Source organism: Ruegeria sp. CDSB117 (genome assembly GCF_059611005.1).
Map to the genome: position 1 here is coordinate 134398 of NZ_JBXWOS010000011.1, position 14260 is coordinate 148657.

At 56.9% G+C, this 14260-nt stretch carries 12 protein-coding genes; 1 reads left to right on the top strand and 11 read right to left on the bottom strand.

Translation table 11 applies throughout. The features are described 5' to 3' along the window. Position 1 precedes the first annotated feature (1 nt). The 10 genes from AC2FJC_RS14110 to AC2FJC_RS14155 all read right to left on the bottom strand — a co-directional run bounded on the left by AC2FJC_RS14110 (position 2) and on the right by AC2FJC_RS14155 (position 12375). A complete protein-coding gene (locus AC2FJC_RS14110) occupies positions 2-877 on the bottom strand; it encodes a branched-chain amino acid ABC transporter permease (RefSeq protein WP_170557355.1) in 876 nt (291 codons plus the stop codon). A gap of 75 nt (positions 878-952) precedes the next feature. Further along, complete coding sequence (locus AC2FJC_RS14115; RefSeq protein ID WP_496739973.1) at positions 953-1981, bottom strand: alcohol dehydrogenase catalytic domain-containing protein; 1029 nt, start codon at positions 1979-1981, stop codon at positions 953-955. A gap of 183 nt (positions 1982-2164) precedes the next feature. Beyond that, positions 2165-2659 (bottom strand): hypothetical protein, encoded by a 495-nt coding sequence (locus tag AC2FJC_RS14120; protein ID WP_496739974.1) that lies wholly within the window; start codon positions 2657-2659, stop codon positions 2165-2167. A gap of 436 nt (positions 2660-3095) precedes the next feature. Beyond that, the gene (locus AC2FJC_RS14125; protein ID WP_496739975.1) at positions 3096-4517 is read right to left on the bottom strand and encodes an AMP-binding protein; all 1422 of its coding nucleotides are present in this window, start codon (positions 4515-4517) and stop codon (positions 3096-3098) included. Beyond that, the gene (locus tag AC2FJC_RS14130) at positions 4510-5358 is read right to left on the bottom strand and encodes a hypothetical protein (RefSeq protein WP_496739976.1); all 849 of its coding nucleotides are present in this window, start codon (positions 5356-5358) and stop codon (positions 4510-4512) included. Before AC2FJC_RS14130 ends, AC2FJC_RS14125 begins: the two co-directional genes overlap by 8 nt. After that, complete coding sequence (locus AC2FJC_RS14135; RefSeq protein ID WP_496739977.1) at positions 5355-6686, bottom strand: hypothetical protein; 1332 nt, start codon at positions 6684-6686, stop codon at positions 5355-5357. The genes AC2FJC_RS14130 and AC2FJC_RS14135 overlap by 4 nt, the downstream gene beginning before the upstream one ends. Next, a complete protein-coding gene (locus AC2FJC_RS14140) occupies positions 6683-7783 on the bottom strand; it encodes a BtaA family protein (protein ID WP_496739978.1) in 1101 nt (366 codons plus the stop codon). Before AC2FJC_RS14140 ends, AC2FJC_RS14135 begins: the two co-directional genes overlap by 4 nt. Then, positions 7776-10232 (bottom strand): PEP/pyruvate-binding domain-containing protein, encoded by a 2457-nt coding sequence (locus AC2FJC_RS14145; protein ID WP_496739979.1) that lies wholly within the window; start codon positions 10230-10232, stop codon positions 7776-7778. The genes AC2FJC_RS14140 and AC2FJC_RS14145 overlap by 8 nt, the downstream gene beginning before the upstream one ends. Further along, positions 10229-11140, bottom strand: a complete 912-nt coding sequence (locus AC2FJC_RS14150) for a UbiA family prenyltransferase (protein ID WP_496739980.1) — start codon at positions 11138-11140, stop codon at positions 10229-10231. The genes AC2FJC_RS14145 and AC2FJC_RS14150 overlap by 4 nt, the downstream gene beginning before the upstream one ends. Then, positions 11137-12375, bottom strand: coding sequence for a hydroxymethylglutaryl-CoA reductase (locus AC2FJC_RS14155; RefSeq protein ID WP_496722835.1), 1239 nt, complete (start codon positions 12373-12375; stop codon positions 11137-11139). The genes AC2FJC_RS14150 and AC2FJC_RS14155 overlap by 4 nt, the downstream gene beginning before the upstream one ends. Before the next feature lie 236 nt (positions 12376-12611). Here AC2FJC_RS14155 and AC2FJC_RS14160 point away from each other — a divergent pair, with 236 nt between their 5' ends. After that, entirely contained in the window at positions 12612-12998 is a 387-nt protein-coding gene (locus AC2FJC_RS14160) for a hypothetical protein (protein WP_496739981.1), read from the top strand. 192 nt (positions 12999-13190) lie between these two features. Here the strand turns inward: AC2FJC_RS14160 and AC2FJC_RS14165 are convergent, their stop codons facing one another. Next, positions 13191-14258 (bottom strand): 2,5-dihydroxypyridine 5,6-dioxygenase NicX family protein, encoded by a 1068-nt coding sequence (locus AC2FJC_RS14165; RefSeq protein ID WP_496739982.1) that lies wholly within the window; start codon positions 14256-14258, stop codon positions 13191-13193. Between the last annotated feature and the right edge of the window lie 2 nt (positions 14259-14260).

Genomic DNA, 14260 nt, shown 5'->3' on the forward strand with positions numbered 1-14260 from the left:
CTTAGACCTTCTTGACCCGAACCTGACTGAACAGCCCGTTGGGGCGGAAAATCAACACTGCCAAGAGCAGCGCATAAGGCGCGATCTGACTGTATCCTGCTGCGATGTAACGGCTGGCAAAGGGTTCAATTACCCCAACGATCAGCCCGCCTGCGAGGGCACCGGGCAGGCTGCCGAAACCACCAATAACGGCTGCGGCAAAGGCCTTGATGCCAAGCAAACCTGTGGTTGGATCAACCGAGCCTTTGGCCGCGAACAAGATCCCTGCAATCCCCGCGACAACCCCAGCCAAAGCCCAGATGAAACCCTGAACGCGCTTTACCGGGATGCCCATGTAATATGCTGCCAACTGGTTTTGTGACGCGCCTTGCATCGCCAGGCCCAATTTGGTCCGGCTGAAGAAAACATACAGACCCCAGGTCAGAAGGATGGTAACGACAATAACGGCGACGTCCTCCATCCCCAGCACCAGCCCTCCAAACCGAACTTCTTTGCCTGCCAATGGGTTTTGAAGTGTCTGCGGCTCGTGCCCCCAGATCAGCCCGGCCACAAACCGGATTACGAACCCCAAAGCGATGGTCAGAATGACGACAGCTGTTTGGCTTTCCCCAAACAAACGGCGAATGATCAGGCGATCTACCAGGTAACCTAACGCGCCCATGATCCCCAGCGAAATCGGAAGAGCCAACCAGAAAGGCAGGCCCATATATTCGGTATTCGTAAGCCCGATTGTCACAAAGGCGCCCAGCATCATGAAATCGCCTTGCGCGAAATTCACCGCCTCAGTGGCCTTGTAAATCAGAACAAAGCCAAGAGCGATAAGGCCGTAGACACAGCCATTCGCCAGCCCGCTGATCAGCAGCTGCGCGTTATCCAAGTCTGTCCTCCCATGCCGGTATGTCCGGCGTTTTTTGCGCCCCGGACATCCTCCTTCGTCCGGGGCTTTGTTCTACTATGGCGCGATAATGACCTTTCCGTCACTCTTTTTCAGCGCATCCGCCAGATTTGCCACCACATCGCGCAAGCCAAGCCGTTCAGAAACATCCGTTTTCCAGCGACCATCGGCAAATCGGGCCTGTACTTCGGCGACGACTCTCATCTGGTCTTCCGGAGGTGTTGATGTCATCCACTTGGTCAGCCAGAACCCCTCGATCCGCTTGCTCATAAAGATCAATTGGCCCGTCTGCGTAAGCTTTGGTAGTTCGGGGCTAAGCTTGCCGTAAACGACCCACCGTGCACCGTTGGGCATCCCGCAGAAAACCTGCTCGGACATCTGATCCGACACAGCATCCAGGAAGACACGCGGTTTCAGCTTTTTGCTGAGTGCTTCGAACTTCCGCATCATGTCGGGGTCGGATGTGACCAGAACCTCGTGCGCGCCAAGTTCTTTCACGGTTTCCACGGCCTCGGCCCGGCGCACGATGGCGATGGGTTTAAGCTCAAGGTCGCGCCCTAAGGAACACATGAGCTTGCCTAACTGGCTGGTGGCGGCTGAGACGACAAATGCGTCGCCTGCACCGCGCGCGATGTCCACCATCGCCATCGCAGTCATAGGGTTGACGATCTGGGCTGAGCCGTCATCGTCCGAGATATCGGGCCGTAAAGGGATGCACATTAGCGCTTGCGTCACAACATACTCGGCCCATGCCCCGGAACCAGCTGCCACAAAGGCGACCCGTTGGCCCTGCAACGCTTCGGCACCGGCACCGGTGGCCACAACGTCGCCACAGCCTTCGAACCCGGCGGGCGTGCCTTTTACACGCGGCTGCCCGTATTCGCCTTTGATAAAGTGGATGTCGGACGGGTTCACCGACGATGCCCGCAATTTAATCAGGACCTGACCGGGGCCGGGTTGGGGCACAGGAAGCTCGGCCTCGGCCAGCCAATCGGCGGCATCTTCGATAAACGGACCGGTGGCCGATCCGGAATAACCGTCATGGGTTTGAATGACAGCGAACATGTTTGGGGGCAGGGTGGTCATTTTGTTTCCTATCTCCTGTGCGGACACCGCACAGAACGGGTCTGTTGCCAATGGTGTTGCGTTGGATTTAGGGGCAGCCAATCAAACGTGTGTTGGGACGTCAATCAGAGTTGCGTCTGACGTTGCGGGAGCGTGTGCGCCGTATGGAAAAAGGGCCGCTCAATTCCGAACGGCCCTTGGAAATTATTGTTGTCCGGTCAAAAGCACACGGAGCTCTTCGATCTTCTGGGCAATCAACTGAGGGGATGCTTTGATTTCATCCAAGATACCCAGAGCCTTTGTTTTGAGGTCCTGCGACAACTGGCTGTCCTGAACCGAAGTCACCATGGCGTCATAGTCAAAATTCTGGACGGAAAGCGTACCTTCTTCGATCCAGGAATTCAGTAGATCTTGTCCTTGATTGGCCAAAGCGGCGACTTGATCTCCGGCCTGGTTGGCAAGATCAGTGGCCGCCTGTCCGGCTTGCTCGGCCGCTTCGTTGGCTTGGTCTGTAATGGAAGATGCGGCTTCGCTCGCCTGCTCGGTCGCGGCTTCTACGGCATCGTTCACAGCCTCACCGGCTTCTTGGGCCGCCGATTGCAGTTGTTCGGCAGGTGTGGGTTCGGGTTGGTTGAGGTAATAGTAAGCTCCGGCGCCAAGTCCGGCGACGATAACAGCTAATATGAGAGTACGCGACATGGGGTTCTCCTTGAAATATGTGCCGCTTAGATGAGGGTAAATTATCGGTGATCAAAGGGGAATTCCCAGAAATTCATTTCAATTCGGGGGTTTGAGCCAGCCTGCGCCGATCTGATGGAACCAGGTGGCAATAACACGCCGTCATGCGGAAAGCACGGCAGGTGAACTTGATTATTCGCTAAAATCCGAGGCGGAATTGGGCCGGAAGCAGACACATTCGGCACAAAGGCCGGGCTGTGGTGTCATAGTAAAGTGACATAGTAGGGTGGATTAATGGCGCTGATCGAAAGCTTGGAACGGAGCAATTTTCTAAAAAAAGGCCGGAAAGCTGCCGTTCACCGCGCGAGCGAAGCCCAATTTCTCGCCGTATAGGTGCGGGCACTCAGGTTTGAATTTCCGACCAACCGAAAACGATGCGGTTTCGGCCCATTTTTCGTTAAGAACCCAAGATGCGTTCAAGTTTCGCGCGATCGACCTTGGAGGCGTGACGCTTGTCCATGGGGATTTTGTCAACTGAAATCACCTTGGGGACACCAAAATTAAGCGCACAACTACTCCAAGCCTCAATTTGAGCAGGGAACCCTTGAATGCAAAGCGCCGGGCCTTCCTTCGTATTTATAAGTGCGCAGTGTTCTACACCCGGCCATTGCCTTGCCGCGACTTCGATTGCGAAGGGAAAAAGTGAACCCGAGTGCACTTCAATTTCGGACCCCATCCGCCCCCACAACCACAATCTTCCGTGTTCGTCCAACGAGCCAGCATCACCGGTTCGGTGCCAAATGACGCCGCCTTCTTTGATTTTGTTTTCCACTGATTGGGCCGGATCAAGATAACCGTTGTTCACATGCGCCCCAGCGACTTGAATTTCATTGTCGCAAATGCGGGGCGTGATCTCAGGCACTGGATATCCGACGAGAAGCCCATGGCCACCGGACATCCGACGGTAATCCTCCTCCGAGATGTCCCTGGCGTCGAGATGGGCAATCGGTTCGGCCTCGGTCGATCCGTAGACGCAAATAACCGAAAGCCTGTGCCGGGTTCTCAACGTCTCCACCAGGTCCGGGAACACCGGGCCACCGCCCGTGAACACCGTGCGCAACGGACCGGTGTCGCCGGATTGAGCAAGTTTTTCACAAAGTGACGGCGGGATGAGGGTTCGGGTGATTTGCTGCACATGGATCCAGCTGTTCAACTGTTCCGGCGACAGGCGGTCCAGCTTGCTCAACTTCCAGTTCGGGAGAACACTTGTGCGCCCAGCCGCCAGATTGATCAATGTGAACACCGGAAAGGCCACCAGATCGCGCTCGACTTGATCGCTGTCAAGGAGGGGTGCGATGGCATCGTGTTGCGCCATCAAAAACGCATGCGAGCGGGGAATGGCTTTCGGCTGGCCCGTCGTCCCGGAGGTAAAAGAAATAAGGGCGATATCCTCCGGTTGAACTTTGTGGACCACCGGATCGCAACGACCTTCCCCCGGCTTCAGCAGAGGTAGGGACCAAAGGTTTGGAATCAGAAACTTCAGCAAAGAATACGCGCCGGCTGCACAGAACGCTTTTGGGTTCGTGGTCCGGGCGGCGTGGCGCAGACCGGCCAACCCCATGGCCGGTTCCGGCAAGACTACGGTGGCGCCAAGGGACCATAGGGCGGCCAGACTTGCATACAGGTCCGCATCGACAGGCATGGCCAAAAGCACACGATCACCTGGTTGGATACCCTTGTCCTGCCACCTACCTGCCAGGTGCTGAACCCGTGAGTGCAGGGTCTGAAAACTAATCTGGCGGCCTTTGCCGTCCACTATTGCGGTCCTGTCCGGAAACCGTTCAACCGCAGCTGAAAAATGGGCAAGCAGGTCAGCCATTCAGCTTCCGCCCAAGCAGGGAATATCGCCGGAAAATCGTTGCACCTTCCGCGGCACTGCGGTCGGCCGAGCTGTTGTCATCATGGATCAGCGCATGAATGGCGGTGTCGTACCCCATGCTGAATGCTGTCTTGTGGAACCTGTGTGCCAAATGCCGCCCGGCGCCGGGTTCGAGACTTGCATAGGTCTTAAGGATTGCGGAAGTCGGATCGGGGCCTTCGGCATAGTTGGGAATGCCGAACAAAAATCCGGCCAATGTCCCGTCGCGGCGGCGCGCAAACAGGATCAGGTCGCGCTTCATCATCGGCACGACCGGCATATACATGGCCAGAAAATCCGCCTCAGATATCGGCTTATAGAATGCGTTGTTTGAGAATGCCCGGGTTGAAAGTTCGAATACCTGACGGAACAGGGCCTCGGGGTCTGTTCCATCCCACTCTTCCACCACGAACCCATCGGTTTCCGGCGGTGCCGACTGGGCGGCGGCCTGCAGTGGGACTCGGGCCGAGAAGTACCGGCTGATCTCTGTAAATCCTGCCGACCGGAACACCTTGGGCTCATGAGGTTTGTTGGTGGGTTCCATCAGGAACGGAGCAGACCCGTCGCTGCCCGAGACAAACCGGTAGCTGTGCCAGGTATCGCCGGACATCGGCCCGATGATCCGGTCGAGGCCCGCGTCTCTGACTCGCCGTATCCCCTTGTGTAGGATCTCGGCTCCGGCCTCGGGGGTTTTGCAGGAAAAATCACCGAAGGTTGCGGCGGGAACGCCGTCCCAGTTTGGGCCGTTCAGATACACGGTCAGCTTTGCATCAGCGGTTTTGATCGTCTCTTTGGTAATCATGAAACCACTCCGGCAAAGATCCCCGCTCCAAGCGATCCAGAAACGACCCAAACATAGTAGATCAAGGGCAGGGCGAGGGCCAACAACGTCAACCTCAGAACCCGATCTTTTCCGAACCAGTGTGGCCGGGCCAGCGGCACTGTGACTGTGCACAGCAGTGAGAGCAGGGTCAGAGCCGTCAGCGGCTCAGCCCAGTTTGACTGTTCAGAATTCTGGGAAACAGCCCAAGTCCGAATGAAAAACAAGAAGGCCGCAGCAAACGGTATCGCAATAGGATTGGCACACAGCGCCACAGCAGTGAGCCCCATAGCCAACCCCATCGCACTGAGCCCAAAAAAAGAAATCGCATCCAATCCCGTTGCATTTCCTGCCGCAAGCCAACCGAATCCCAAAAACCCTAAGGCGGCTACGATATCCAGATCGGGGTACTTACTGTCACAAGGAGAAGCGGTGCGTGCCCAGCCATGTGCGGCAAGAACCATAATCGGGAGTACTGTGTTCTGCAGTTTAGCGGCCGCAAGCAGCAAAAAAACCGCGACAACATACACTCGGGTCGTATGCTTGGTCAGGCCCAGCTTGGTTCCCACCACGCCGAAACTGGCAAGGGCGGCAAAGAACATGGCGGCCAACAGGGCGAGCTCTGCCAAAGAGCTGTGATAGTGGCCGTTCAGAAAAATTAGCAAGCCAAGCGGCAGGAACAAGTTATCAAACCCCCGCCAACTTTGCGCCTCGACCAATGTGCCAAAGGCCGCAACCATAAGACACAACATCATGACGTTAGATGGCGGGAGTTTCGACAAGAATAAGAAGCAGATGATCGCAACCAATAGCGTTACGACAAAAAACACCACTGACCCTTCTAGGCTCTTGTCGCCATCTTCCACCACGTAGCGTTTGGTTCCATACGCGGTCCCGGCAAGCGCTGCGGCAGCATCCGCGAGTGTCAGAACTGCAATTGGCAGCAAGTAGAACAGCGTGTTTTCGCCCGCCAGCAAAAAGCAAAGTCCAACGGACAAGGCGAGTAGAAAGTCACCGTAGGATGTGCGTTCAACCCCATGTAGGGTCGCGCCAAGACCCGATGAAAAACGCGGCAGGCGCAGCACAAGCATCACCAGCATTGTGGCTGCGATCAGCATGTAAACCGGCCAGCGATCAGGAAAGAGCCAGGGCAACAGCAACGCAAAGAGGCCCGTGCTGACATGCATCAGCTTGCGCTGCACTTCGGCGCTCAAACCCGCCGTGTTGGCCAGACTTCGGATGACCATCATTACTCCGACCAGAGCCAATACGGACCCCGCCGCCAGCAGAACCTGCCCAGGAACCGTCACGGCTGCACCTCTTCAACGACGAAATCCGAATAGAAGAATGCCATGTCACGGTCTTTCTGCTGCGTTTCGATGTCGGTCAGTGTGCCTATCTGGCTTCTGTATACCGGCGGAACCCGCCGGGGTGCCATCATGTTCCAATAGACCAGTCGGGCGTGTGGCTCTGCGGCGGTCAGGATAGAGCCGTAGACTTGCGGGAAGCTTTCAGGCGACATGTATTCGAAGATATCCGACAGGTTGAACCCGCTGGCTTTTTCACCGGTCGATACAAATGCCTCGAGCGACCCGAGGCGGATGTCGAGACGATCCAATCGGGATCGGATTGTCTCGTAATGCTCGGGGCGCCACGCCATCGGCAGCGCGTCACCGTGGTCGCCCTTGAGAATCCAATGCAGATAGGGATTTTGCGAAGGATCGGTGGCGACCCCCGCATGACGGATGCGGCGGGCGACATGTTGGGCCGGGCTGCCTTCGACATGATCGAAAAACGCGCTGTCCCGGCCCATGCGCCCCATGACGAAGCGAGAAAAGAAGATGTTCAGCAGAAGACGCCAACGGAATGTGTTGAACCGCGTGTCGAAAAAGGTTTTCCGTGCTTCTGGGCTGCGTGGAGTAAACACTTCGTCGATGGTTCGGCGTGAATGCACCAGCGGTAAAAGCCGGGTCCGAAAGACGCGAAAATAGCGTTCAAATTTGCCGACGCCCCCAATACCGTGTTTTTCGACTTCCGGAATCAGAGCCTCCCAGAAGACGCGTGTGTCGGCATCTGTGGCGTCCAAAACCCGGCCCAGCAAAGCTCCCCGTCTGGTACTTGAGCGCGAGCCTGTGAGTTCGATGAATTCCGGGTGGGTCAGCACCTTGTAGGCCGCGATCCGAAGCTTGAGGCAGGCGATCTGCGCCGATGACAGGTCCAGAACCACGACGCGCGCGGGATCGAGCGTGAGCATCGCCAGCGCATTGTCGCCGGCAGAGCAGATGGACACCAATGTCTTACCCGCACAATCGCCCAGTGCAGAAGTCAGGACATCTGCGTCCTCCCAAAGTTGGGCATAGCGGATATGGTCGAAATCCGCTTTTTTCTGAATCTCACTGCTACCCATCGCACCGCTCCACCGCGCCGCTTGCCCCGTCGACCGAGATCATCTCGCCATCCTCGATCCAGTGCGTGGCTCCTTTCAGGCCAACCACGCAGGGGATACCAAGTTCGCGCGCCACAATGGCCGAATGCGACAACAACGAGCCCCGCTCGACAATGATGGCAGAAGCGTTTGAGAATACGGCAATCCATCCCGGGTCGGTGTGGCGTGCCACCAGTATATCTCCGGGGTCCAGGGCCTCACTGCGCGGGTCACGGATCACACGCGCGCGCGCCTTGACCTGTCCTGCAGAACAGCCCGTGCCGTGCTTCGCCCGTGCCGTGTCTACCTCGGCTTCCACGTTTTCGGACCAGACCGGCGCGATGGCGGGTCCACGGATTTCGATACGTTCCGGCGGGTCGAGGCGTCGGGACGAGGCTTCATCCTCGTTTTTGCGCCGCGCAACAATGCCTTTCAGATCAGGCGACAGGCTATAGCCTTCGACAGCTCCGAGAATCTCATGTGTTGTCAGGAAAAATACATCCTTTGATGATGAAAGCAGATCGTGGGCGGCGAATTCCCGGCCGATGCCCAAAAACACACGCCGTGCATAACCAAAGATTCGCGTGCGTTCAAAACGCAGGTTTTCGCGGTCGCGCACACGGGCCTTGGTCCAGCCAAGAATCCATTTGGCCGACTGCCGTTTGAGGGGGTTTGCTGGAAACAGAGCTTGCCAGTCCGGTTCAGCGCCTTCCTGACGCCCGGACGGGGGACGCTCGGCGCTGGCTGCAATCGCCAGCAAAAGGCTGGTTGGGTCGTCGCGCAGCGGAACGCTTTCCAGCTTGAGCTCTTCGGTGCATCGGTCGCCGAACTTCTCAAGATACGCATCAACCTCGGCTTCGATTTGCCGGTGCCCGGACAAAACTGACAGCTCTGCATTGGCTTTCAAAGTTGCGGCAAGACCTGCCTGCCTAACCAACTTTCCCATTTGGGCAATGCGCTGAGCGGGTTCCGCTGAAACGATATCGCCTTGCCCGATCATGAGGTCATTGTGCAGGGTCAACCCGTCCTCGCCCAGCCACTTTTGTAGCAGGTTGCGCGAGCCGCCAAAGGCAATCATGCATAGAAAATCGTTGATCAGCGGGGCGTCCCAACGATCCAGCAAGGTGCTTTCGATGCGCCTGTACTCGGCCGCCAGTTCGGTCGCGTTGGACGTGTTCACATCGAGCCCCGCCAGCAATATGTCGTTCAGCCTATGATAAAAATTGCGCCGGGTCTGCGGCAGCCGGATAGCCTGCCAGATCAGACCGCCCGCAACCTTGGCGAGTTTCGCGTATTCCACGACCCTGGTCCAACCAGTGGTGGAGGGCGGAGCAAGAGCATCCGTGACCTCACGCGGCATCGGCTCAGAAACGCCCATCATCGTTTCCATATAGTCGCGGTTCAGTGAAAACCCGGGCAACAGTGCCAGCGCGCGATACCAGTTGATCAGATTGTAATAGGCACGCCCATCCACCCGCCCCAGCAAATTGTCAAACACAGTTGGGTTCTGGGCAACCGTGTGCCGCGATACGCCCAGCAACCTGACGAAAGCGCGATACACCTGAGAATACACATGTAGGGCAAAGGAATAGGTCAGCGGGCTGACGATGCCCGGATAGCTTTCGACGATATTGGAATTGTCAAAAATAGTAAGTGTCTGGTCTTTGAGCGGCGCAGGACGCAGGGCCGTGGTGATCGGTCGGGCCTGCAGAATATGCAGCCCTTGCGCATCAATGGCCCATTCGATGTCCTGAGGTGATCCGAACAGCGCTTCGGCCTTTCGGGCAAGTGCCGCGATGGATTGCGCCTCGTTCACGGTCAAATGCGTTGGGGTGTCTGGTGCGCTTTCCGGTGTGCCATCCGCGCCGATGATCCAGTCCTCTCCGTCCGCTTCACCTGACACAAGCTGTTCTGCGAGGCCTTCGATGGCCGAGATCACAACCACATTGCGCCGACCACTGACCGGATCGGCGGAAAAGGCGACACCGGCCGTCTTTGCATCGACCATGCATTGTACGATGATCGCAGGGGGCTCGGCTTGGCCGCCGGATTTGACCGCCCGGTAGGTTTCGACCGTTGCCGAGAAACCGGATTGCCAAACCTGCTTGGCCGCCGCGATTACACTTTTTCCCGGAACGTTCAGGACTGTTTCGAACTGTCCCGCGTGGCTGTGGTCCACGCCATCTTCGGACCGGCCTGAGCTGCGCACCGCGTAAGGCCCGGGCCCGAGCGTTTTAAGCGCGGCAGTCACTGCCGATCGCAGGCCCTTTTTCGCGATGGGTCCGGATTGCCCCATGCGAAATGCGTCATTAGTGATGACAAAGAACTCGGGCGGGAAAAAACCGTGCTGCGTCAGATGTGACAGTGCCGCCGCTTTGCCTCCGACAACCGAGACATCGTTGGCATCCGTTTGGGCGACGATGGAAGTCATACAGGGGCTCCGATCAAGAAGGGCAGGAAACCAGCCGTGGCATAGCAGAAGAAAACCCACAGGCCGGAAACAGTGTCCATCCTGTTCTGGGCTTTCACGGTTGGTGCCTGACTATAGCGCAATACGGCAGTCCCGCAGGGAACCAGCGCCGGCGCGCCGATAAGGGCACTTGGCCAGCCAACGCCTGTGGCGCTGCCCGTTGCGACAAGAAGCGCGTAGGACAGCAGGACGCAGCCGATCCAGATACGCCCCGCCCGACGCGGACCCCATAGGGCGGAATAGGTGTCGACCCCGGCAATTTCGTTTTCTGGTGCCCACAGTTTGCGCCCGATCTCAAGGACGCAGCCATTTACAAAGGACAACGCCAGGAACAGCCACAGAGAGGGCGCCGCCCCGCCTGCCGGCAGCCATTCGAGGCCGGTCAGCAACAGATCAATCAAGGGCATGATCGCCATATGGCTTAGCAGGTACAAAACCGGCCGCGCCTTCAGCCAGGCCGGGACACCAAATTCGACCGTCATCGCCGCGAGCCAGATCCAAACCGTGCCCAACAGCCACAAAACCGACGGGTACCAGAACCAGGCAGCCGCAAATGCCAGTGGAATGGTCAGTAAACCCAGGCTTAGAACTTCACCGGTTGAGACTAATCCGCGTGGGATCGGCCTTTCGGGCCGGTAGCGTCGGTCGTCTTCAGCGTCCTTAAACTCGTCACAGACCCGCATCTGGAAGAACAACGCCATGGCCAACACAAAGCCGGCGGCAAATGCGGGCCACTCGGGCAGAGGGCGGTCTGAGAGACGGGCGGACACGCAGATACTGGCCGAAGAAAACACCAGCAACAGAGGGACGGTTTTCTTCAGTGGAAAACGCTCGGATTGATAAATCCAGAATCGGTTCCGAATGCTCATCTGTGTCGGGCCAGACTTTCATGGGCGCGGGTGAAATGGCCCGCAGCAATCGCGGCGACGATGGAGATTTCACCGCACAGGCACGTGGCCGCGGCCACTTCAGCCAAAGCTGTGCCACACCCGCTGCCCCGTAGGCCGAGTATGTTCAGCGCTGCTGCCTGGCTGGGCAATCCAGTGCCCCCGCCGACCGAGCCAACCAAGATGTTCGGAAGTGTCACCGAGCAGAAAAGATCGTCGCCCCTTGGTTCCATTCGCGTGATTCCCATCGCGCTTTCGGCAACGCAGGCCGCGTCCTGCCCGGTTGCAATGTAGAATGCCGCCAGCCCGTTGGCATAGTGCGCCTGCGCCCCAAATTGGCCGGACAAAAGCGCCCCCAGATTGGCGACACGGCCATAGTCAAGCATCGCTTCGACCGTCGTTCCAAGCGTCTTTTTGACAACCTCAGCCGGAAGCGTGACCGAGGCGCTGACCTTACGCCCGCGCCCCGTTACCAGCCCCAGCGCCGAAGCCTTTTTATCGCCCGAAAAATTGCCTTCGACATACCAGTTCTCAATCGCGACAGGGCAGCTATCCGCGATTGCGTGGCACAAGGCGTCGGTGGCGATGGTCACCATATTCTGACCCGCTGCGTCACCTGTGGTGTAGCGGCAAATCAAAAAAACGACGTTTGTATCAATGAACGGCTCCAGCGATACAAGCTTGCCATGACGGGTCGTCGCTTCGGCCGCAGATTTGAGTATGTCGACATTTGTCACAACCCAATCCACAAATTGCCCGGCCTTAAGAAGGCTCTCAAAAACAAACGCCGGTGTCCGCAGAACACCTTCGTACAAAACAGCTGTACTGACACCGCCCGATCGGGTGGCGGCATAAGCGCCCCGGGCATAAGACGCGACCAGCGCCGCCTCGGTTGTTGCAAGGGGGATATGAAAATCGCCGTTTGCGTTCATTCCGTTCAAACGTAAAGGTCCAATGACCCCGACAGGAAGCTTAACCGTCCCGATGAAGTTCTCAATATTGGTGCCATAGGTTTCGGCATCTTCTACCGTTTCCGGATCAGCGATTTGCGCTTGATCCTCGTCGCTGGCTGTGGGTTTCAACTGCTCCCAAAAGCGCACGACCATCTCTTTGGTAGGCTTGCGGGACGGGCGCAGTGTTGAAAACTCGGCATCATTTGGTGCCATCTGTTTCGGTATCTGATCAGCGTCAAATCGTGCCCTGATGCGTTGAAGCATTTCCCGAACATGAAACGGAATTATCAAGAGTGCACTCCAATAGATTTTCCGCAAAAAGCGATTACAACCACAATCTGATCGGTATGCAAGTTACTAATAGATCGACTAAAAACCAGCCAAATTTTCCTTTATCAAGTATTTGATCCGAAAGGGTCTCGTATATGTTGCGGTTGATACTACTTTCTGCTCGATAAGCGTGTCTACGCAATAGATCAGCCAAAACGCCAACGGGTCAGATGAAACGCATCGCCTTCAAGCCTCTAATCAGAAGATCACAAAACATCATGCAAAAACTGATGAAAGCCATTGTTACATTTTTCGTTCTTCTAAGTGTTACAGCCTGTCAGCCGGGGACGCGAGCATCCGCCAACGACGAGGTGGAACTCAACGAGGTTGAAGTAGAAATCGTTTCGGTTAAGCCTGAAAAGGATGGGAGTACAGTTACCGTTCGCGACAATGCCGGGAACATGTATCAGGCGGTTATTTCAATCCCCAATCTTGGTCCAGATTCCAATTTCGATTTTGATCATCTTGAGCCTGGTAACCGTATGATCGTTTCCGGAGAATCTTGGACTCTGGGAGCAGAACGGCAACTTACGGTCAGAGAAGCCAATGCAATCTGAGTGCGGAAGCGTTCGGGTTGTCCAAGCGGGCTGTCTGTTCGACGCTCCCGGCGATAATACCGCGCTCGGTGTCCAAACCCGCGTTTTGGGGTGGCACCGAAGGAAGATATTTTTGACCCTAAAGCAAATCCGCTAAAACTGTAAGTATGCCATCCTCGCCAGTCTTGCTGACGAGGATGGGGGCGACGACCGTTACGCGCTCGCGGTTTTTCGGTCGTAGTCATGCAGCAATTGTTCGGCATCTTCCTTGATGTCCGGGTGCACGATCACCCCATTTCCCATAATTTTCAGATCGTCCAGCCAAACGGTTGCCTTGGTTGAAATACCGTCAAAATGAGAACTGGCGGGTTGGCCATGCGGGGGCATGTCCATCGGAGAGGTGTGGCCGAAGCCGAAGTCGACACCACCCCAGATGCGTTCGTCCTCGACGATTTCCCAACTCAGCTCGCGCACGCCAGTGCAGAGCCCGATCATCATATGGCTGATCCTGCGCATGTTTTCTTCATCGAAACCTTCGACATAATCGCGCAACAGGTTGCCGTGTTGGCCGCCGTAATCGACGATGTTGCCGTCTTGCATGGTGAACTCAACTTTGCCGCCTTTCGACAGGTCAGCATGCATGATCATGTCAAACACGATACGGCCTTCCATCGTGCCGGTTTTGGGAACGAGGTTCACATACCCGGGTGCAGTGCCAAATTTCTTCTGCGAGAAATCTCCGCTATCGGCATCGATCACGTTGTTGGGGTCCATTTCAAAGGACACGTCCGTGCCGCTTTCGCTGGTGACGCACACGGTCTTGGCCTTGGCCGCAAGCGCTACGATCTTGTAGATCACTTGGCCCATGCGGGTGATGTCAAAGTGGCAGAACACCCGCTCAAGACTGTCGATGGAACTGCCCGCCAGCACATTGTAACGCAGGTTGTCGTTGGCCTCCATCACGCGTTCCCACATTGAGGAGTAGAGCGTGAACGCCTCGTTGTTCTCGATCCAGATGTCGGCATGGCTAAGGGCGGCTTCCATGGCTCCGGCGGGCCAGTCGGGCATTCCTGCCTCGCCGTTGTTGTTCGCCCGCCGGAACTTCATGATCAGCGGCTTGGCATCCACCTCGGCCGCCGCCTGAAAAAAGGCTTGCGTGATCAGCGGGTCGGTGCCGTCGTCCTCGGTCAGGGCCACGGTCTCTCCGGGCTTGGCAGCAAACATCTCCTGAATGATACGGCGCGCAACGACCAGATATTGCTCGGGCAGGTTCGGAGTCATGG